This is a genomic window from Streptomyces diastatochromogenes (assembly GCF_002242805.1).
GTDB classification, from domain to species: Bacteria; Actinomycetota; Actinomycetes; order Streptomycetales; family Streptomycetaceae; genus Streptomyces; species Streptomyces diastatochromogenes.
On record NZ_MCGQ01000013.1, the window covers coordinates 301,242 to 320,504 of the forward strand.

Below are 19,263 nucleotides of genomic sequence, written 5' to 3' on the forward strand. Positions count from 1 at the left end.
GTACGATCGATGACCGTGCAAGGTTCGGAGAACTCTTCCCGTCGCGGCCGTCGCTCCTCCACCATGGGCGGCATGCCACTGAACGACATGCCGTGGTGGCGCTGGCGCAGCAATGTGCGCTCCGCGCTGCACATGCTTTCCGACCCGGGGTTCCAACGCGACGTCTGGCTGGCCGGCGTCGACGGGTACGGCGACGTCACCGACGCGGTGTACCGCCTGGTCGAGGACACCTGGCTGGACAACTGGTCCGCGGAGAAGTACGTCGGCACGATATTCCGGGACTCGCAGGAGGCGGCGCTCGTCGACACCGCCGTACTGCGGGTGCTGCGGATCATGCACCAGGTCGGCCCGGACGCGCAGGTCTCCGCCTACCTCGACCACCACGGGTGGCCGGAGGCGGTGCGGGCGGCCCGGGACGCGCACATACGCCTCGCGACGAGTGACGGCGACGATCCCGACGCCCCGCCGCGGACCCTGGAGGTCCTGCGGATCATGACGCGCGTCGCGTAGGCAGGGGGTCGCGCAGGCAGGGGCGGCCTTCCCGGGGCGGCACCCGGTGCCGTGGGCCGTCCGGCCCGTCCCGGCCTGCGGGACGATTGCCCACGGCGCGTGGCCGTATGGGACCCTGTGGTGCATGAACGAGCAGTCCGCCCCGGCCGCCGCCCCGGCCGACCAGTACGTCCTCACGCTCTCCTGCCCGGACAAGCAGGGCATCGTGCACGCCGTGTCGAGCTATCTGTTCATGACCGGCTGCAACATCGAGGACAGCCAGCAGTTCGGCGACCACGACACGGGACTGTTCTTCATGCGCGTCCACTTCTCGGCGGACGCGCCGCTGACCGTGGACAAGCTGCGGGCGAGCTTCGCGGCGATCGGTGACACCTTCCACATGGACTGGCAGCTCAACCGGGCCGACGAGAAGATGCGCATCGTCCTGATGGTCAGCAAGTTCGGCCACTGCCTCAACGACCTGCTCTTCCGCGCCAGCATCGGCGCCCTGCCGGTGGAGATCGCGGCCGTGGTCTCCAACCACACCGATTTCAAAGAGCTGGTGGGCTCGTACAACATCCCCTTCCGTCACATCCCGGTGACGAAGGACACCAAGGCCCAGGCCGAGGCGCAGCTGATGGAGATCGTGCGCGAGGAGCACGTCGAACTGGTCGTCCTCGCCCGCTACATGCAGGTCCTCTCGGACGACCTGTGCAAGCAGCTCAGCGGCCGGATCATCAACATCCACCACTCCTTCCTGCCGAGCTTCAAGGGCGCCAAGCCGTACCACCAGGCGCACGCGCGGGGCGTCAAGCTGATCGGCGCCACGGCCCACTACGTGACCGCCGACCTCGACGAGGGCCCGATCATCGAGCAGGAGGTCGAGCGGGTGGGCCACGGTGTGACGCCGGACCAACTGGTCGCCATCGGGCGGGACGTGGAGTGCCAGGCGCTGGCGCGCGCGGTGAAGTGGCACGCGGAGCGCAGGATCCTGCTCAACGGGCGCCGGACGGTGATCTTCGCCTGAGCCGTGCCCCCTAGGCTGCGGACATGACCTCACAGGCGTACCTCTCCGAACTGTTCTCGCTGGACGGCCGTGTCGCCGTGGTCACCGGCGGCAGCTCCGGCATCGGCCGGGCCATCAGCGGGGCACTGGCGCGGGCCGGGGCGAGCGTGGTGGTCGTGGCGCGCAAGGAGGCGCAACTGGCCGCCACGGTCGACGAGCTGACCGCCGACGGCTGCCGGGCCGCCTGGGTCAGCGCGGACCTGGGCACGCGTGAGGGGGTGCGCGCGGCGGCCGAGGAGGCGGCCGGGAGGTTCGGGGAGCCCGACATCCTCGTCAACTGCGCCGGGATCAACCTGCGGCCGCCGATGGGGGAGCTGGGCGAGGAGGTGTGGGACACCACCATGGCCGTGAACCTGGAGGCGCCCTACCTGCTGGGGCAGCGGTTCGGGCCCGGCATGGCCGAGCGGGGCTACGGCCGCATCATCCACATCACCTCCCAGCAGGCCCACCGGGCCTTCGTGCAGAGCGGTGCGTACGGCGTCTCCAAGGGGGCGCTGGAGTCCCTGGCCCGCTCCCAGGCCGAGGCGTGGTCACCGTACGGCGTCACCGCCAACACCCTCGTCCCGGGGTTCGTGATGACCCCCCTGAACGCGCGGCTGTCGTCCGACCCCGAGAGGGTGTCGGCGCTGGCCGCCCCCTCGATCTCCAGCCGCAGGCTGCGCCCCGGCGCCCCCGCGGGAACGAGATGCGGGGCCTGCCCGGGCGCGGACAGCCCCGCCCGGCGCCGCTCGGCCAGCGCGACCGGCAGCATCCGCGCCGCGAGGTCGATCATCTTGTTCAGGTGACGCGGTGCGGGCGGCTCGTACGGGTAGTCCACCGCCTCCGCGATGTCCTCCGCGTGCACCCAGCACTCGAAGGCGCGGTCCAACATGGCGTTGTGCAAGGGCAGCTCGAAGTCGCCGTACGGCACCGCGAGTCCGCCGGCGGTGCTGCCGGTGAAGGACGCCGTCCGTACGATGTTGTGGCTCTGCTCCCGCCACGGCCCCCGCACGGACCGCGTCGGCGGAAAGTGGGACGCCCGCCAGAACGCCTCGGTACGCCCGGCCGGCCCCGCCGCCCCCTGCTTACCGGTCTCGCCCTTCTCGCCCTTCTCGCTCTTCTCGAAGATCTCTGCCAGCGGATCCTCCAGGCCGAGCGCCACCGCGACCAGCCCGTCCACCGACAGCAGATGCGCGATCACCCCGGCCACGGTGGTACGACGACTCGTCGCGGCGTCGCCCTCGAACCACCGCAGCCGCACCGGCGCATGCCACTCGGCGTCGCCGAAGTCCTGCAGCAGCGCGTCCAGTCGGGCGCTCTCGGCGTCGTAGGGAGCCGCCCACTCGGGCACCGGGATGCGCGGCGGCCGGCGGTCCAGGCAGCTCTCCAGGACACGGGTGCGCAGGGCGGGGTCCAGGTCGAGGCTCTCGGGCTGGTGCAGCAGACCGACCGCCTCGCGCAGCCGCAGCGCCTCGTCCGCGCAGGAGCCGCAGCTGCCGAGGTGTTCCTCCACGGCCGCCGTCTCGGCCGCCGAGCAGGCGGCCAGGGCCCAGGCGCCGAGGAGCGACTTCAGGACGTCGTGCGACAGGTCGAGCGGCACGGGCGCAAGGTCCCCCAGGTCGGCGAGGTCGGGCAGCGGCAGCCCGCTGTCCTCGACGGAGGCGCGGGGGAGCGGTATGCGCGGCGACCGGTCGGGGCCGGGCCCACCGGCACCCGGCGGCCCGGAACCGGCACCGTCAGCGGGGCCCGTTCCCTGAGCGCCCTCGAAGGCGTCGTCCCTGTCGCGGCTGTCGTCCCCGTCGTGCGCCTCGAACCCGCCCGGCCCGTTCACACCGCACCCCCGTATCCCGGCGAGGCGCCGACGTCGTGGGCGGTGGAGAGCAGCTGCAGACCGAGGCGGAGCCGGCGGCGGGCCTCGTCCTCGGTGACGCCGAGGTCGGTGGCGGTCTGGCGGTAGTCGCGGCGCTGGAAATAAGCCAGTTCGAGTGCGGCGCGCAGCGGGGCGGGCATGGAGTGGACGATGTAGTCGGCGCGGGCGGCGACAGATGCGCGGCGCACCTTGCTCTCCAGGCTCTCCAGTTCCTCCGCGGAGCCGCTCTCGCCGCCGGTGAGCGCGGCGGTCTCGGTGGCGCGCAGCCGCTGCACGGCCAGCCGGTGGGTCACCCCGGCGACCCAGGAGCGCAGCGGGCCCTCCTTGGGGTCGTAGCTGTCGGGGTGTTCCCAGACGTGGGCGAAGACCTCGCGGGTGACGCCGTCGGCGGCCCGCTCGTCGCCGAGGACACGGTGGGCGAGGCTGTGCACGAGGGAGGCGAACCGGTCGTACAGCTCGCCGAGCGCAGCCGCCTCACCGCGCGCGAGCCGCTGCTGCATCTTGCGGTCCCAGCGGGGCGGTACGTCCTTCTGCGCCATGCTGCCCCTCCCCTCGCCTCGTCCGGCCCGTCCAGCGTCTCTGCACCGTCATTCCGAATGTAGTCGGCACCCCTGACTACGCACGCCCCTTTGTGTCAATGTGCGCCCCCCGAGGCGTCGCAGGTGATAGTGCCCTCTTCACACATTCTTCACTCAAGGCGTGTCCAACTTCGATCGAACAGGATCGATAGTGACTGAAACAAGCCTCTTGATGATCGCCCGCGGTTTGTTCCCCGAAGTTTCAGGGAACCGCCGCTGGGCAGCCGCGCGGAGAGAAACGTAGGAACTGCTTCCGTTTCCGGGCGGTTCCGGGAGATCCGGCGAGCGGAGGGGCATGGCCGTGGCATTCAAGGTGACCGGCGTCGAACAGGGCGAGTGGGCCGTCCTCCGGGTGTCCGGGGAACTGGACCTGATGACCTCGCCGGTGCTGCGGCAACGGGTGCACGACGTGGTCGCCGAGGGCCACCACAGTCTGATCCTGGACCTCTCCGAGGTCTTCTTCTGCGACTCCAGCGGGGTCGGTGTCCTGGTCGCCGCCCGGCGGCTGATCCGCTCCTGCCAGGGCCGGCTGCGGCTGATCCTGCCGGACCGGGGCGCGGACGAGGGCTCGCACGTCAACCGGGTCCTCGGCGCGCTCGGTGTCCGCCGCCTCTTCGACGTGCGCCCCGACGTCGAGTCCGCCACCGCCGACGAGGCTGATCCCCTCTCGGCCTGAGCCCCGCCGCGCCGCCGCCACAAGGTTGTCGCGGAATTCCCCCGGTCTTGGCACAACCCTCGCTTTCTCGCCACTTCCCCGCCTCCCGCGACGTACGCTCCGTGCCAGATCCACCCCCACGTCAACGTAAGGCGGCCCGAACAGACATGGTCAGCACCGAGTACGAGCGCAGGATCGCCGCCCGGTTCGCCACCTTCGACCAGGACGGCAACGGCTACATCGACCGCGAGGACTTCAACGCGGCGGCCAAGGCGCTGCTCGCCGAGTTCGACGTCGCCGCCCGCTCCGACAAGGGGCAGGCGCTGTACGCCGGTGCGGAGGCCTTCTGGCAGGGAATGGCGGGCATCGCCGACCGGGACGGCGACCAGCGCATCACCCGCGAGGAGTTCGTCACCGGCGCGGTCAAGCGCCTGCGTGACAACCCCGACCGCTTCGCCGAGATCGCCCGCCCCTTCCTGCACGCGGCCCTGGCCGTCGCGGACCCCGACGCGGACGGCCACGCCACCCTCACCGACACCGCCCGCGTCCTGCGCGTCTTCCACGTACCGGCCGACATCGCCCGCACCACCGCCACCGCACTCGACACGGACGGTGACGGCAGGATCGGCGAGTCGGAGGTCATCCCGGCGTTCGCGCGCTACTTCACCGTCCCGGAGTAGGGGACGGCGGCTGCGAGAACCGCTCCCGCAGCTTGTACTTCAGCACCTTCCGCAGCGTCTCGTTCCGTGGAAGGGCCTCCACCACCTCCAGCCGCTCCGGCAGCTTGTGGACGGACAGCCCTTGCGCGCGCAGGTACGAGACGACCTCGGGCAGCGTCAATCCGACGAATCCGGGCGGTTGTTCGATCACCGCGCAGACCAGCTCCCCGCGCTCCGGGTCCGGCAGTCCGATCACCGCCACGTCCCCCACGCCCGGATGTGCGGCCAGCAGGTCCTCGATCTCCTTGGCCGAGATGTTCTCACCCTTGCGGATGATCACGTCCTTGAGCCGGCCGGTGAGCACGAGGTGCCCGGAGTCGGTGACATGGCCCAGGTCGCCGGTGCGCAGGAAGCCCTCCGGGTCGAAGGCCGCGGCCGTCTGGCTCGGGTCCAGGTAGCCCTGGCAGACGGCCTCGCCGCGCAGGCGGACCTCGCCGTCGACGATCCGTATCTCCATGCCCTGCGGTGGGCGTCCCTCGGTCGTCGCGAGGTTCTCGGGGGTGTCCTCGGGGTCCCCCATGGTGATCATCGGGACCTCGGTCATGCCGTAGCCGTGGGTGAGCTGGACGTCCATCTCGCGGACGACGGAGTGGTAGACCTCCGGGGGCTTGGGGGCGCCGCCGCCCGCGAGGAGGCGCAGGGAGGGGATCACCTTCTCGCCCGGCTGCTTGCGCTGCTCGGTCAGGAACATCGAGTAGAACGCCGTCGAACCGCCGGCCACCGTGACCCCGTGCCGCCGGTACTCCGCCAGCGCGTCCGGCAGGGCGAACTGCTCGAACATCACTGCCGGGAAGCCGTAGAGCAGGAGCATCACCGTGTAGTCGGGTCCGGCTATGTGCGCGTACGGGAACGCCATCGAGCCCACGTCGTCCGGTGTGAGGCGCAGTGCGTGGGCGAGGCAGGAGCCGCCCGCGATCAGGGAACGGTCCGTGTGCAGGACGCCCTTGGGGTCGGAGGTCGTGCCCGAGGTCCAGTAGATCCAGCGGACCGAGGTGCCGTCGGCGGGGGGAGCGGGGAGGGCGGACGGCTCGCCGTCGGGCAGGGTGTCGTACGCCTCGAAGACGCCCTTCGCGCCCAGCCGGCGGGCCATCGCCGTGTGGTCGTGGCCGCGCCAGACGCCCGGTACGGCGAAGAACTCGGCCCCGGACTCGCGCAGTGCGAAGCCGACCTCGCGGTCCCGGTAGAAGGGGATGACCGGCGTCTGTACGGCGCCCAGGCGGGCCAGGGCGAAGGAGAGCAGGGCCGTCTCGATACGGGTGGGCAGCTGCCAGGCGACCACCGTGCCGGGGCGGACGCCCATGCCGTACAGCCCCGCCGCGACCCGCTCGGCCCGCGCGCGCAGCTCGCCGAAGGTCAGCCGGCGGTCCGCCTGGAGGAGGACGGGGCGGTCGGGGGTGAGGTCGGCGCGGCGTACGACCAGGTCCCACAGCGTGCGGGAGGAACTCAGGGAGTGCGGGCTCTCGTTCACGTGTGCCCCCTGCTTGGCTGACGACTCGTCAGGTGCCATGCTATCTGACGGACCATCAGATAAGTACTGTCCGGCGGAGGGGACCATGGCGAACGAACTGCCCCGCATCATCAGCGTCGACGACCACGTGATCGAGCCCGCCCACCTCTTCGAGACCTGGCTGCCGGCGAAGTACCGGGACCGGGGTCCCAAGCCGCTGACCGCCGGGATCGGGGAGCTGGCGTACGTGGCCGGGAAGTACCAGATCACCATGGACCCGGACGGCCAGCCGACGGACTGGTGGATCTACGAGGACCTGAAGTTCCCGTACAAGCGCAACATCGCCGCCGTCGGCTTCGACCGGGACGAGATGACCCTGGAGGGGATCACCAGGGAGCAGATGCGGCGCGGCTGCTGGGATCCCAAGGCGCGCCTCGAGGACATGGACCTCAACCACGTCGAGGCCAGCCTCTGCTTCCCGACCTTCCCGCGCTTCTGCGGGCAGACCTTCGCCGAGGCGCACGACAAGGAGGTCGCGCTCGCCTGTGTGCGCGCCTACAACGACTGGATGGTGGAGGAGTGGTGCGGGGGCAGCGCGGGACGGCTGATCCCGCTGTGCCTCATTCCGCTGTGGGACGTGGAGCTGGCCGTCGCGGAGATCCGGCGCAACGCCGCGCGGGGGGTGCGCGCGGTGACCTTCTCCGAGATCCCCACCTATCTCGGGCTGCCGTCCATCCACTCCGGCTACTGGGACCCGTTCTTCGCGGTGTGCCAGGAGACCGGGACCGTCGTCAACATGCACATCGGCAGCAGCTCGCAGATGCCCGCCGCCTCCCCGGACGCACCGCCCGCCGTCCAGGCCTCGCTCAGCTTCAACAACGCGATGGCCTCGATGATGGACTACCTATTCAGCGGGGTGCTGGTGAAGTTCCCCACCCTCAAACTCGCCTACTCCGAAGGGCAGATGGGCTGGATCCCGTACGCCCTGGAGCGCGCCGACGACGTATGGGAGGAGCACCGCGCCTGGGGCGGGGTGCGCGATCTGATCCCGGAGCCGCCGTCGACGTACTACTACCGGCAGATCTTCTGCTGCTTCTTCCGTGACAAGCACGGGGTCGCGTCCCTGGACGTCGTCGGCCGCGACAACGCCACCTTCGAGACCGACTACCCGCACGTCGACTCGACCTTCCCGCACACCAAGGAGGTCGCCCTCGACCATGTGAAGGGCCTCGACGACGAGACCGTGTACAAGCTGATGCGGGGCAACGCCATCCGCATGCTGGACCTGGACTTCGACAAGAAGACCTCGTGATGGACCTCTCGTACACGCCCGAGGAGGAGGAGTTCCGGGCCCGGCTGCGGGAGTGGCTGGCCAAGGTGCTGCCCGCCCTGCCCGCGGCGCCGTCCCCGGCCGACTGGCCCGGCCGCCGCGCCCACGACCTCGGCTGGCAGCGGATGTTGTACGACGCCGGGTACGCCGACGTCCACTGGGACTCCTCCCCGACCACGCGGCTGATCTTCCTGGAGGAGACGGAGCGGGCGGGCGCGCCCTACGTGGGCGCGAACTTCGTCGGGCTGCTGCACGCCGGGCCGACCATCGCCGCCGAGGGCACCCGGGAGCAACGGGAGCGCTGGCTGCCGCCGATCCTGCGCGGGGACGAGGTGTGGTGCCAGGGGTTCAGCGAACCGGACGCCGGGTCCGACCTCGCCGCGCTGCGCACACGCGCGCGCAGGGACGGCGACGACTACGTGGTGAGCGGGTCCAAGATCTGGACCTCGCAAGCCGAGGTAGCCGACTGGTGCGAGCTGTTGGTGCGGACCGACCCGGAGGCGCCGAAGCACCGCGGCATCACCTGGCTGGCCATGCCGATGGACGCCGAGGGCATCACCGTACGGCCGCTGCGCACGCTCGCCGGGTCGGCGGAGTTCGCCGAGGTGTTCCTGGACGAGGTCCGGGTGCCGGTCGGCAACCGGGTCGGGGCGGAGAACGACGGCTGGCGCGTGACCATGGTGACGCTCTCCTTCGAGCGCGGCACGGCCTTCGTCGGCGAGGTCGTCGCCTGCCGCCGGGTGCTCGGCGAACTCGCCCGCACCGCGCGGGGGAACGGCCGCTGGGACGATCCCGTGCTGCGCCGGCGGCTCGGGCGGCTCAACGCGGAGTTCCGGGCGCTGTGGCGGCTGACCCAGTGGAACGTGAGCGAGGCGGAGGCGAGCGGCGGGGTGCCGGGCGTCGGGGGTTCGGTTTTCAAACTGAGGTACTCGCACGCCCGTCAGGAGCTGTACGACACCGCCGCCGAGGTGCTCGGCCCCGACTGTCTCGACCTGGACCGGCCCTGGGTCCTCGACCGGCTCTCCTCGCTGTCGTACACCATCGCCGCCGGCACCTCGCAGATCCAGCGCAACATCGTCGCCGAGCGCATCCTCGGCCTGCCGAAGGGACGGTGACCGTGCGCTTCCGACTCACCGAGGAGCAGCGGGCGTTGCGGGCCGGGGTGCGGCAGCTGCTGGAGCGCCGGTTCGGCGCGGACGCGCTGCGGGCGGCCGTGGCCCGGCCCGGGCACCTGGACCGGGACCTGTGGCGGGAGCTGGGCGCGGCGGGCCTGTTCGCGCTGCGGCTGCCGGAGGAGGCGGGCGGGGTCGGCCTCGGGCTGCCGGAGGCGGTGCTGGTCTTCGAGGAGACAGGGCGCGCCCTGCTGCCGGGGCCCGTACTGGCCACCCACCTCGCCGCCGGGACCGTACCCGGGGCGGCCGCCGGGGAGACCGTGGTGGCCCGCGTGGACGGCCCTCTGGTGGAGTGGCTGGGCGCGGCGGACACCGTGTGCGGGGACGCCTCCGGTGCCGTACCCCTGCGCTCGGTGGACCCGCTGACGCCTCTGCACCGCGTCCGCGGCGACGACGTCGGCGCGCCGGACCCGGAGGCCGTGCTCCTCACCGCCGCCGAGCAGCTCGGCACGGCCACGCGCGCGTGCGAGCTGGCCGTGCAACACGCCCGGGCTCGTGAGCAGTTCGGGCAGCCGATCGGGGCCTTCCAGGCAGTCAAACACCTGTGCGCCGACCTGCTGGTGCGTGCCGAGACGGCCCGGGCGGCGGTCTACGCCGCCGCGTTGACCGCCGACCCCGCCGACATCGCCGCGGCCCGGCTGCTCGCCGACGAGGCCGCCGTGCGCGGGGCCCGCGACTGCCTCCAGGTGCACGGTGGCATGGGCTTCACCTGGGAGGCCGAGGTCCATCTGCATCTCAAACGGGCCTGGGCGCGGGCCCAGCGTGGCGGGGGGAGCACGGAGAGTGAGGAAGTGCTTGCCGCCGACCTGGTGGCCTGACCGCAGGGCGGCGCGCTCAACTGGGCTGCCCGGAAAGCCGTGGCCCAAGATGTCGCGGATCGTGGCGTACCGGAATCACGGAGCGTTGATACCGGGTTGTGTCCTATGCGTGACCCGTCACGTCCTGGAGTCGGCGTCCCGCTCCGGTACCTTCTGTGGGATGCGAGTGGCCACGAGCACGAACCGTGCCGGTGATGCCCCGTGGGTGAGGCCGGAGCTGGCCTGTTCGACTCCCCGCAACGAGCGTCGCACAGTATGCCGCACGGGTACTCCTTCGCGCTGGAATATGCCCGAAGCGCTTGTTGGGGTGACTGTACGTCAACCATGCTGTCTTTCAAGGGATTCACGTTCCGTGACCCTTGCTCTGGCTGTTGTTCTGGCCATGCAGAAAATGGCTACGATCGTGGCCCTCGTCGCGGTGAGTGCGTGGCGCGAGGTCATGTGTCCGCCGGTTCGGATGGTGTGAGCGGTGCAGGTACTTCAGGTGCAGCTGGAAGTCCGGCCCGACCCCGCAGAGGTGGGGCGAGCCCGGAGGTGGGCCCGGTCGCGCCTGGCCGGGTCCGGTATAGAGGCCGACGAGCCGCTCGCCGAGACGCTGATCCTGCTCGTCTCCGAACTGGTCACCAACGCCGTGGTGCACACCGGCTGTCCGGCCGTGCTGCGGCTGTCCCTGCCCGCGGGCGCGGTCGAATCCGCCACCGTCCGCCTGGAGGTGGCCGACACCAGCTCCCGCGCGCCCGTCCCGCGCTGCGCCGGCGGTGACGCCACCGGCGGCCGGGGCCTGGCGCTCGTCGACTGCCTCGCCGACCGCTGGGGCTGGCGTCCCGAGGGCTCCGGCAAGAGCATCTGGTGCGAGCTGGACCGCTGTTCGCAGCCCCGGGAGGGCGCAGCGGTGGCGTACGGGGGCGGACGGTCCGCGTGCGAGGACTTCGCGTTCGAAGCGGTCTAGGCCCCGGTGTGCCGTGCGCCGGGGGTGCATCCGTGCGCGGTCGTCATGAATCGGGCGTACGTCATGAATCGCCGTATCGGTGTTGACGGCTTGTGACTGTTTGAACACGCTTGTGGGCAACGATTCGCCGCGAGGGGACGGCGAGGGCCCGGTGGCGGCGGTCCTCGTCGAGTGTGGGTCGCACCGGGTGGCGGCGCGTGGACGACACAGGGGGGCGCGCCGCCAACCGGATTTCACAGCACGGCGATCGGTGCCACGGGTGTCCCCGTCGCGCCGACGAACGGCTCCGGCATCGCCGACAGCAGGAACGCGTACCGGCCCGCTTCTCCACAGGCTGTGGACAACTCTTCGAGATTCCAGTTCTGACCCTGGAGCATCCCCATCTCCACCAGGTCCAGCGCGTGCACCGGCAGCCATAGATTCTCGATCTCGGGCGGAAAGATCTCAAATGTGAGCGTGTCGTTCGCGACTGCGGCCACATCGCGCGCGTGGAACCACTCCGGGCAGCGCACCGACAGCCCCGGCGACGGATAGCCGTACCCGTGCTTGTCCCCCGTCAGATACACCTGCACCTGCCCGGTCCGCACCAGGACCACGTCCCCGGCCCGCACCCGCACCCCGCCGAACTCCTCCGCCGCCGCCAGGTCCTCCGGCGTGACCGCGTGCCCACCCGCCAGCCGGTCCACGCCACGCGCGCGTGCCACGTCCAGCAGCACCCCGCGCGAGACGATGTGCCGCGCCTTGTCGATGCCGCTGAACTCTGCGCCCGTGTGCGCGGTGACCGTGTGCGCCGGGCGGCCGTTGTAGAGCTTCCCCGAGTGCGAGACATGGGTCAGCGCGTCCCAGTGGGTGCCCGCCTGCAGCCCCATGGTCACCGCGTCGTCGCTGCACGCCACCGTGCCCGGCCCGAACAGCTCCTGGTTGATCTGCACCATCGCGTGCAGCGGATTGACCCGCCCCGGGATCATCCCGGTCTGCACGCCGTCCTGCTGGAGCGGCAGGGCGAGGGGGACCCGCCGGCCCGCGCGTACACAGGCGACGGCCTCACGGACGACCTCGTCGGTGATCAGGTTCAGGGTGCCGATCTCGTCGTCCTCCCCCCAACGCCCCCAGTTGTTCACGCGCTTGGCGATCTCATGGAACTCGGCGGGCAGTGACATCCGGTGCCTCCCCGGGGCTTGTGTCCGCACATCCGACGCGCCATAAAATCTAACGGTCCGTCAGAAACCGCGGGAAGGGGCCGGACGTGGGGAACTTCTTGGCAGGCAAGGTGGTCGCCGTGACGGGCGCCGGACGGGGCATCGGGCGGGCGGTGGCGCGGGCGGCCGCCGCGGAGGGGGCGAAGGTCGTCGTCAATGACTACGGCGTCTCCACGGACGGCACCTCGCCCACGAGCGAGGTCGCCGAGGCCGTCGTCAAGGAGATCGAGGCGGCAGGGGGCGAGGCGGTCGCTGTTGCCGATGACATCTCGACCATGGCGGGCGGGCAGCGGGTCGTCGATACGGCTCTGTCCTCGTACGGCCGTATCGACGGGGTTGTGTGTGTGGCCGGGATTCTGCGTGAGCGGATGCTGTTCAACATGTCCGAGGAGGAGTGGGATCCCGTGGTCGCCACCCACCTCAAGGGCACGTTCACGGTGTTCCGGGCCGCCTCGGCGGTGATGCGGAAGCAGCGGGCGGGGACGCTGATCGGGTTCACCAGCGGCAACCATCAGGGATCCGTGTCGCAGGCCAACTACAGCGCGGCCAAGGGCGGGATCATCTCGCTGGTCCGTAGCGCGGCGCTGGGGCTGAACAAGTACGGGGTCACCGCGAATGCGGTCGCCCCCGTGGCGCGTACGCGGATGTCGGCCGGTGTTCCCATGGAGCTGAAGGAGATCGGGGAGCCGGAGGATGTGGCCGCGCTGGTGGTGTATCTGCTGTCGGACGCGGCGAAGGGGCATGGCGTCACCGGGCAGGTGTACACGGTTGCCGGTCCGAAGATCGCGGTGTGGGCTCAGCCGCGGGAACTCCGTGCGATTTACGGGGAGGGCGCCTGGACGCCGGAGCGGATCGCGGAGTTTCTGCCGGGGTCGGTGGGGGTGGATCCGATGCCGATGCTTTTGCAGTTGGAGGCGATGGAGAGGGCTGCGCGGGATGGCGAGCGGCCTAACGCCTAAGAGCTACGCGGTCGGTGCTGAGAGGAGAGGCCCGTGGACTTTGAATTCACCTCCGAGGATGAGGCGTTCCGTACCGAGGCTCGTGGCTGGCTGGTGGCGCATGCCGACAGCGCGCAGGACCGCCGTACCTGGGAACGCACCCTCGGGAAAGCCGGTTGGATCGGGCTCGGTTGGCCCGAGGGTGGGTACGGGAACCGCACCGCCGGCCTCACTCAGCAGGTCGCCTGGGCCGAGGAGTACGCGCGGTCGGGGGCGCCTCCACGCTCCGGGCACATCGGTGAGAACCTGCTGGCCCCCACGCTGCTCGCTCACGGTACGGACGAGCAGAAGAGCCGCTTCCTGCCACCGATCGCCGCCGGGGAGGAGCTGTGGTGCCAGGGGTACAGCGAACCGGGTGCCGGCTCCGATCTGGCCGGGGTGCGGACGTCGGCGGTGCGTGAGGGGGCGTCCTACCGGATCAGCGGTCAGAAGATCTGGACCTCGCTCGCCCATGAGGCCGACTGGTGCTTTGTGCTGGCCCGTACCGATCCCGGCTCCCGTCGCCATCAAGGCCTCAGCTTTCTGCTCGTGCCCATGGACCAGCCGGGGCGTATCGAGGTGCGGCCCATCCGTCAGATGACCGGCACCAGCGACTTCAACGAGGTCTTCTTCGACGGGGCACACGCGCGCGAGGAGCACGTCGTCGGGGAAGAGGGGCAGGGCTGGCGGGTGGCGATGAGTCTGCTGGGCTTCGAGCGCGGGGTGTCGACGCTGGCCCAACAGATCGGATTCGCCGAGGAGCTGGGGCGGGTCGTACGGGCGGCCGTACGCACCGGTGCCGTCGACGACCCGGTCCTACGGGCCCGGCTCGTGCGGCAGTGGGCCGAGCTGCGGGCCATGCGCTGGAACGCGCTGCGCACCCTCGGCGGCTCCGGTGACGCGGGCGCGCCCAGTGTGGCCAAGCTGCTGTGGGCCAACTGGCACCAGCGGCTCGGGGAGTTGGCCGTGGCGGTGCGCGGTGCGGAGGCTTCCGTGGGGCCTGCGGACTGGTCGGCGTCGGCGCCGTACGAACTCGATCCCGACCAGCACCTGTTCCTCTTCTCCCGGGCCGACACCATCTACGGCGGCTCGGACCAGGTTCAGCGCACGATCATCGCCGAGCGGGTGCTCGGTCTGCCGAGAGAGCCGAAGGGGGTCGTGTGATGCGCGGTGTGGTGTTCGACGGCAAGCAGGTGCAGGTGGTGGACGATCTGGCGGTACGGGACCCGGGGCCCGGCGAGGTGCTGGTGGCGATCTCGGCGGCCGGGCTGTGCCACAGCGACCTCTCGGTGGTGGACGGCACCATCCCGTTCCCGGTGCCGGTGGTGCTGGGTCATGAGGGCGCCGGGGTGGTGGAGGCGGTCGGTGCGGGCGTCTCGCATGTCGCGCCCGGCGACCATGTGGCCCTGTCCACGCTGGCCAACTGCGGGACGTGCCCGGACTGCGACCGGGGCCGGCCGACCATGTGCCGCCGGGCGATCGGCCGCCCGGGCCGGCCCTTCAGCCGCGGGGACCGGCCGGTCCACCAGTTCGCCTGCAACTCGGCCTTCGCGGAACGTACGGTCGTGAAGGCGGTGCAGGCGGTCCGGATCCCGAAGGACATTCCGCTGCCGTCGGCGGCGCTGATCGGCTGCGGGGTGCTGACCGGGGTCGGAGCGGTCCTCAACCGGGCCCGGGTGGACCGTGGCGACAGTGTGGTCGTCATCGGCACGGGCGGTATCGGCCTCAACGTCCTGCAGGGCGCGCGCCTTGCCGGGGCCGTCAGGATCGTGGCCGTGGACGCCAACCCGGCGAAGGAGGAGGCGGCCCGGCAGTTCGGCGCGACCGACTTCCTGACCTCGGCGGAGGGCGTCCGGGACATCCTGCCTACGGGTGCCGACCACGTCTTCGAGTGCGTGGGCCGCGTGGAGCTGATCCGCCAGGCGATCGACCTCCTCGACCGGCACGGCCAGGCCATTCTGCTCGGCGTACCCCGGGCGGCCGCTGAGGCGTCCTTCGTCGTCTCCTCGATGTTCCTCGACAAGTCCGTCCTCGGCTGCCGCTACGGCTCCTCGCGCCCCCAGCGGGACATCCCCCTGTACGCCGAGCTGTACCGCCAAGGCCGCCTGCTCCTGGACGAGTTGGTGACGGCGACCTATCCGGTGGAGGACTTCGAGAAGGCACGGGCGGACGCGGAGGCGGGGCGGGTGGCGCGGGGGGTGCTGACGTTCTGAGTACGTGGGGTCGAGTGGTGTGCGTGCCGGGGGTGCTGCGTCGGGGAGTTATCCACAGGCAGGGGAAATTGCCGGGCCGATTGTCGGAGGTGCCGCCTACCGTCTTCGCATGAGCTATCGCGATGTCGCCTCGAAGCAGGTCCTGACCTGGGCCTTCGTGGCCGTGGCCGCACGCATGCCGGTGGCCATGGCTCCCTTGGCCCTGGTGTTCCTGGTCCGCGAGCGACCGGGCGGCTACACCCTGGGAGCGGCCCTGGCGGCGGTCTACGTTCTCGGCGAGATCATCGGCGCCCCGGTGCTGGGCCTGCGCCTGAACGCCCGCCGGGCCCGGCCCCACCTGGCTGCCGGACTCGCCGGCGGTGCCGTGGGCTTCGCGGGACTGGGCGCGCTGCCGGGAGCGCATCCGGTGATACTCGCGGTGTTCGCGTTCCTCGCCGGTGCCGCCCCGTCGGCGGTCTCGGGAGGCCTGCGCGCCCTGCTCACCTCACTGGTCCCGGGGCACGCGGCGGAGCAGGCCCTGTCGGTGGAGTCCATGCTGACCTCCGCCATCTGGGCCATCGCCCCGGCGGCGGTGACCGGCCTCGCGCTGGGTGTCGACCCGGGCGTGCCCCCGCTGCTCGCGGCGGCGCTGATGGGGGTCTCGGTGGCGGGCCTGTGGCTGCTCCCGGAGGGCTGGCAGACGGAGGAGCGGACCGGGAGAACCTCTCAGCTGCGGGTGGTGGCGTCCGCCTGGCCGGTCTACGTCACCGGCGCGGCGGGGCTGTCCCTGCTCGCCCTCGCCGAACTGGTCCTGCCTGCCCTGCTGGAGCAGAGGGGCATCGGCGTCGGCTGGTCGGGCCCGCTGCTCCTGGGCATGTCGGCGGCCGCGGGTGTGGGCGCGTTCCTGTACGGCCTGCGCTCCTGGCCGGGCCGGCTGCCCACGCGCAGCGTGCTGCTGCTGTGCGGGATGTCGTCGGCCGTGGTCCTGGTCGCCGTCACCCCGGACCTCGCCGGCATCGGTGCCGGTCTCGCCGTGGCCGGCCTGCTCCAGTCGGGCGCGATGCTCACCCGCAACCTGTCCCTGCGGGAAGCGCTGCCGCCCGGTGCGCTGGCCGCCGGCTACTCGGTCATGTACTCAGCCGTGAGCGCCGGTTACGCGGCGACAGGTTCCCTGGCCGGGGCGTTGCTGAGACTGACGGCCCCCTCGACGGCGATCCTGGCGGGCGTGGGCCTGACACTGGCGCTGACGGGGGTCGGGTGGTGGGGGGAGATACGCAGGGCGCGTCGTCCCGGAGCCGGGCCAGGGCACAGGGCACGCTCCTACACCGCCCCGGCGACCCCCGTCCGAAACGTCCGCCGATAAGCCGTCGGCGTCACCCCCAACGCCTGCTGCAAGTGCTGCCGCATCGACTGGGCCGTGCCGAAGCCGGCGTCGCGGGCCACCTGGTCGACCGAGAGGTCGGTGGACTCCAGGAGGTGGCGGGCGCGTTCGACGCGCTGCTGGGTGAGCCACTGGCCGGGGCTGACGCCGACCTCCTCGCGGAAGCGGCGGGTGAAGGTGCGGACCGACATGGCCTCCTGTTCGGCCATGTCCCGCAGTTGGATCGGCTCGTGCAGGCGGCCGAGGGCCCAGGCGCGGGCCGCGGTGGTCGTGGCGAGCTGGGGGTCGGGGACGGGGCGGTGGATGTACTGGGCCTGGCCGCCGTCGCGGTGGGGCGGGACGACCGTGCGGCGGGCCACGTCGTTGGCGACGGCCGTGCCGTGGTCGCGGCGCACCATGTGCAGGCACAGGTCGATCCCGGCGGCCACCCCGGCCGAGGTCAGCACGTCCCCGTCGTCGATGAACAGCACGTCCGCGTCCACCTTGATCCGCGGGAACATGTGCTGGAAGCGCTCGGCGTCCGCCCAGTGGGTCGTCGCCGGGCGGCCGTCCAGCCGGCCCGCGGCGGCGAGGACGTAGACGCCGGTGCAGATGGAGGCGAGGCGGGTGCCGGGGCGGATGCGGGCGAAGGCGGCGGTGAGTTCGTCGGTCAGCCTGCCCTCCTCGTACACCGGGCCGAGTTCGTAGGACGCCGGGACGATCACCGTGTCGGCGGTCTCCAGCGCCTCCGGGCCGTGCGGGACGTGGATGGTGAAGTCGGCGTCCGTCTCGACCGGGCCGGGCGGCCGGGCCGAGCAGGTCACGACCTCGTACAGGAGGCGGCCCTCGGCGTCCCGCGGGCGGCCGAAGATCCGGTGCGGGATGCCCAGCTCGAAGGGGAGCAGGCCGTCCAGTGCGAGGACGGCGACCCGGTGCGGACGGAAGTCCCGGCCGAAGTCGCGGCCGAAATCCTGGCCGGCAGTCGTGGCCTGATCCTTCATGACCTGATCCTCCGTGGCTCGATCCTTCAGAGCTCGATCCTCCATGGCCCGATCCTAGCGAATGCTGTCCTTCGGGCCACTCGAGGTGCGGGAGCGAAAACAGGACTCTTTATGACGTGACTCAGACAACCGAAGCAGCAGCCCCCGTCCAGGCCCCGCGTCCCCGGCGCTCCCGTGTGCACCGCGCCTGGTTCGTCGCCGCCGTCACGTTCGTCACGATCATCGGCGCGGCCGCCTTCCGCTCCCTGCCCGGCCTGCTCATCGACCCCCTTCACGAGGACTTCGGCTGGTCGCGCGGCACGATCGGCGCGGCCGTCTCGATCAACCTCGCGCTGTACGGGCTCACCGCGCCGTTCGCCGCCGCGCTGATGGACCGCTTCGGCATCCGCAAGGTGGTCGCCGTGGCGCTGACGGTGATCGCGCTCGGCTCCGGCCTGACCGTGTGGATGACGGCGGCCTGGCAGCTGCTGCTGTGCTGGGGTCTGCTGGTCGGCCTGGGGTCCGGCTCGATGGCGCTCGCCTTCGCCGCGACGGTCACCAACCGCTGGTTCACCGAGCGGCGCGGGCTGGTCAGCGGCATCCTCACCGCCGCCTCCGCCTCCGGCCAGCTGATCTTCCTGCCGCTGCTGTCCTGGATGGTCGAGTCCTACGACTGGCGCCCGGCCGCCGTGACGGTCGCGCTCGCCGCGCTCGCCGTCGTCCCGTTCGTGTGGATCCTGCTGCGCGACCACCCGGCCGACGTGGGCCTGAAGCCGTACGGTGCGAAGGAGTTCATACCGAAGCCGGCGCCGGTCACCGGAGCCGCCCGCCGCACGCTCTCGGTGCTTTCCTCCGCCGTGCGCACCGGCCCGTTCTGGCTGCTCGCCGGGACCTTCGCGATCTGCGGTGCCTCCACCAACGGCCTGATCCAGACCCACTTCGTGCCCGCCGCCCACGACCACGGCATGCCCGTCACGGCGGCGGCCTCGCTGCTCGCGGTCATCGGGGTGTTCGACGTCGTCGGCACGATCGCCTCCGGCTGGTTCACCGACCGCTTCGAACCGCGCCGTCTGCTGGCCGTCTACTACGCCCTGCGCGGCATCTCGCTCCTCTTCCTGCCCATGCTGCTGGGGCCGTCCGTCCACCCCCCGATGATCTTCTTCATCGTCTTCTACGGCCTCGACTGGGTGGCCACCGTCCCGCCTACCCTGGCCCTGTGCCGGGCGCAGTACGGCGAGGACAGCGCCATCGTCTTCGGCTGGGTGCTCGCCTCCCACCAGGTCGGCGCGGCCCTAGTCGCCTTCCTCGGCGGCGTCGCCCGTGACGTCTTCGGCACCTACGACATGGTCTGGTACGCCTCGGGCACCCTGTGCGCGGCGGCGGCCCTGATGGCCCTGGTGATCAGGCGAAGCCCGGCTCCGGTGCCCGCGCTGTCCTGAACTGAAGGATTCCGTTGAACAAACGCGAAGACTCCGAGGGTGAG

18 protein-coding genes and 1 pseudogene are annotated in these 19,263 nt (G+C 71.4%); 14 read left to right on the forward strand and 5 right to left on the reverse strand.

Annotated elements, in window-relative coordinates; all coding sequences use genetic code 11:
- Positions 1–9 precede the first annotated feature (9 nt).
- The 3 genes from BEK98_RS16190 to BEK98_RS16200 all read left to right on the forward strand — a co-directional run bounded on the left by BEK98_RS16190 (position 10) and on the right by BEK98_RS16200 (position 2,340).
- The gene (locus BEK98_RS16190; protein WP_094217216.1) at positions 10–510 is read left to right on the forward strand and encodes an SCO4402 family protein; all 501 of its coding nucleotides are present in this window, start codon (positions 10–12) and stop codon (positions 508–510) included.
- A gap of 124 nt (positions 511–634) precedes the next feature.
- Positions 635–1,516 carry a formyltetrahydrofolate deformylase gene (gene purU, locus BEK98_RS16195; RefSeq protein ID WP_094217217.1) on the forward strand — a complete coding sequence of 294 codons (882 nt, stop codon included), beginning with the start codon at positions 635–637 and terminating at the stop codon, positions 1,514–1,516.
- 23 nt (positions 1,517–1,539) lie between these two features.
- A complete protein-coding gene (locus tag BEK98_RS16200) occupies positions 1,540–2,340 on the forward strand; it encodes an SDR family NAD(P)-dependent oxidoreductase (protein ID WP_094217218.1) in 801 nt (266 codons plus the stop codon).
- Positions 2,341–3,053: 713 nt separating this feature from the next.
- Here BEK98_RS16200 and BEK98_RS51280 read toward each other — a convergent pair.
- Positions 3,054–3,365: pseudogene (locus tag BEK98_RS51280) on the reverse strand (MDMPI N domain containing protein); the annotation flags it as partial.
- Positions 3,362–3,943: an RNA polymerase sigma factor gene (locus BEK98_RS16210; RefSeq protein ID WP_094217220.1), complete on the reverse strand. Its 582-nt coding sequence runs from the start codon at positions 3,941–3,943 to the stop codon at positions 3,362–3,364. The gene BEK98_RS16210 and the pseudogene BEK98_RS51280, both read right to left, overlap by 4 nt.
- Before the next feature lie 334 nt (positions 3,944–4,277).
- Here BEK98_RS16210 and BEK98_RS16215 point away from each other — a divergent pair, with 334 nt between their 5' ends.
- Together BEK98_RS16215 and BEK98_RS16220 are read left to right on the forward strand one after the other, a co-directional pair.
- Positions 4,278–4,658 (forward strand): STAS domain-containing protein, encoded by a 381-nt coding sequence (locus BEK98_RS16215; protein WP_094217221.1) that lies wholly within the window; start codon positions 4,278–4,280, stop codon positions 4,656–4,658.
- Positions 4,659–4,804: 146 nt separating this feature from the next.
- Entirely contained in the window at positions 4,805–5,317 is a 513-nt protein-coding gene (locus tag BEK98_RS16220; RefSeq protein WP_094217222.1) for an EF-hand domain-containing protein, read from the forward strand.
- Here BEK98_RS16220 and BEK98_RS16225 read toward each other — a convergent pair.
- Complete coding sequence (locus BEK98_RS16225) at positions 5,301–6,824, reverse strand: class I adenylate-forming enzyme family protein (RefSeq protein WP_094217223.1); 1,524 nt, start codon at positions 6,822–6,824, stop codon at positions 5,301–5,303. The genes BEK98_RS16220 and BEK98_RS16225 overlap by 17 nt on opposite strands.
- Positions 6,825–6,909: 85 nt before the next feature.
- Here BEK98_RS16225 and BEK98_RS16230 point away from each other — a divergent pair, with 85 nt between their 5' ends.
- The 4 genes from BEK98_RS16230 (at position 6,910) to BEK98_RS16245 (ending at position 11,072) form a co-directional block, all read left to right on the forward strand.
- On the forward strand, positions 6,910–8,115 hold the full coding sequence (locus BEK98_RS16230; RefSeq protein WP_094217224.1) for an amidohydrolase family protein: 1,206 nt from the start codon (positions 6,910–6,912) through the stop codon (positions 8,113–8,115).
- Positions 8,115–9,248, forward strand: coding sequence for an acyl-CoA dehydrogenase family protein (locus BEK98_RS16235; protein ID WP_094217225.1), 1,134 nt, complete (start codon positions 8,115–8,117; stop codon positions 9,246–9,248). The genes BEK98_RS16230 and BEK98_RS16235 overlap by 1 nt, the downstream gene beginning before the upstream one ends.
- 2 nt (positions 9,249–9,250) lie before the next feature.
- Positions 9,251–10,123, forward strand: a complete 873-nt coding sequence (locus BEK98_RS16240; RefSeq protein ID WP_094217424.1) for an acyl-CoA dehydrogenase family protein — start codon at positions 9,251–9,253, stop codon at positions 10,121–10,123.
- Positions 10,124–10,607: 484 nt separating this feature from the next.
- Positions 10,608–11,072 (forward strand): ATP-binding protein, encoded by a 465-nt coding sequence (locus BEK98_RS16245; RefSeq protein ID WP_094217425.1) that lies wholly within the window; start codon positions 10,608–10,610, stop codon positions 11,070–11,072.
- Positions 11,073–11,305: 233 nt separating this feature from the next.
- On the opposite strand, the gene BEK98_RS16250 is transcribed toward BEK98_RS16245, so the two are convergent.
- The gene (locus BEK98_RS16250) at positions 11,306–12,232 is read right to left on the reverse strand and encodes a cyclase family protein (protein ID WP_094217226.1); all 927 of its coding nucleotides are present in this window, start codon (positions 12,230–12,232) and stop codon (positions 11,306–11,308) included.
- Positions 12,233–12,318: 86 nt separating this feature from the next.
- Here BEK98_RS16250 and BEK98_RS16255 point away from each other — a divergent pair, with 86 nt between their 5' ends.
- The 4 genes from BEK98_RS16255 (at position 12,319) to BEK98_RS16270 (ending at position 16,803) form a co-directional block, all read left to right on the forward strand.
- Positions 12,319–13,230, forward strand: coding sequence for an SDR family oxidoreductase (locus BEK98_RS16255; RefSeq protein ID WP_094217227.1), 912 nt, complete (start codon positions 12,319–12,321; stop codon positions 13,228–13,230).
- 33 nt (positions 13,231–13,263) lie between these two features.
- Complete coding sequence (locus BEK98_RS16260; protein ID WP_094217228.1) at positions 13,264–14,412, forward strand: acyl-CoA dehydrogenase family protein; 1,149 nt, start codon at positions 13,264–13,266, stop codon at positions 14,410–14,412.
- Positions 14,412–15,461: a Zn-dependent alcohol dehydrogenase gene (locus BEK98_RS16265; protein WP_094217229.1), complete on the forward strand. Its 1,050-nt coding sequence runs from the start codon at positions 14,412–14,414 to the stop codon at positions 15,459–15,461. The genes BEK98_RS16260 and BEK98_RS16265 overlap by 1 nt, the downstream gene beginning before the upstream one ends.
- 109 nt (positions 15,462–15,570) lie before the next feature.
- Positions 15,571–16,803, forward strand: coding sequence for an MFS transporter (locus tag BEK98_RS16270; RefSeq protein ID WP_244201873.1), 1,233 nt, complete (start codon positions 15,571–15,573; stop codon positions 16,801–16,803).
- Here the strand turns inward: BEK98_RS16270 and BEK98_RS16275 are convergent.
- Positions 16,761–17,801 carry a GlxA family transcriptional regulator gene (locus tag BEK98_RS16275; RefSeq protein WP_094217230.1) on the reverse strand — a complete coding sequence of 347 codons (1,041 nt, stop codon included), beginning with the start codon at positions 17,799–17,801 and terminating at the stop codon, positions 16,761–16,763. The two genes, BEK98_RS16270 and BEK98_RS16275, sit on opposite strands and share 43 nt — an antisense overlap.
- A 116-nt stretch (positions 17,802–17,917) precedes the next feature.
- On the opposite strand from BEK98_RS16275, the gene BEK98_RS16280 reads away from it, so the two are divergent.
- Complete coding sequence (locus BEK98_RS16280) at positions 17,918–19,219, forward strand: MFS transporter (protein ID WP_094217231.1); 1,302 nt, start codon at positions 17,918–17,920, stop codon at positions 19,217–19,219.
- Positions 19,220–19,263: the final 44 nt, after the last annotated feature.

Excerpts from the sequence above, each read along its gene's own strand:
- BEK98_RS16210 (WP_094217220.1), bottom strand. The coding sequence starts at position 3,943 with ATGGCGCAGAAGGACGTACCGCCCCGCTGGGACCGCAAGATGCAGCAG.
- BEK98_RS16220 (WP_094217222.1), top strand. The coding sequence starts at position 4,805 with ATGGTCAGCACCGAGTACGAGCGCAGGATCGCCGCCCGGTTCGCCACC.
- BEK98_RS16230 (WP_094217224.1), top strand. The coding sequence starts at position 6,910 with ATGGCGAACGAACTGCCCCGCATCATCAGCGTCGACGACCACGTGATC.
- BEK98_RS16275 (WP_094217230.1), bottom strand. The coding sequence starts at position 17,801 with ATGAAGGATCAGGCCACGACTGCCGGCCAGGATTTCGGCCGCGACTTC.
- BEK98_RS16270 (WP_244201873.1), top strand. The coding sequence starts at position 15,571 with ATGAGCTATCGCGATGTCGCCTCGAAGCAGGTCCTGACCTGGGCCTTC.
- BEK98_RS16215 (WP_094217221.1), top strand. The coding sequence starts at position 4,278 with ATGGCCGTGGCATTCAAGGTGACCGGCGTCGAACAGGGCGAGTGGGCC.
- BEK98_RS16200 (WP_094217218.1), top strand. The coding sequence starts at position 1,540 with ATGACCTCACAGGCGTACCTCTCCGAACTGTTCTCGCTGGACGGCCGT.
- BEK98_RS16190 (WP_094217216.1), top strand. The coding sequence starts at position 10 with ATGACCGTGCAAGGTTCGGAGAACTCTTCCCGTCGCGGCCGTCGCTCC.
- purU (WP_094217217.1), top strand. The coding sequence starts at position 635 with ATGAACGAGCAGTCCGCCCCGGCCGCCGCCCCGGCCGACCAGTACGTC.
- BEK98_RS16265 (WP_094217229.1), top strand. The coding sequence starts at position 14,412 with ATGCGCGGTGTGGTGTTCGACGGCAAGCAGGTGCAGGTGGTGGACGAT.
- BEK98_RS16250 (WP_094217226.1), bottom strand. The coding sequence starts at position 12,232 with ATGTCACTGCCCGCCGAGTTCCATGAGATCGCCAAGCGCGTGAACAAC.
- BEK98_RS16235 (WP_094217225.1), top strand. The coding sequence starts at position 8,115 with ATGGACCTCTCGTACACGCCCGAGGAGGAGGAGTTCCGGGCCCGGCTG.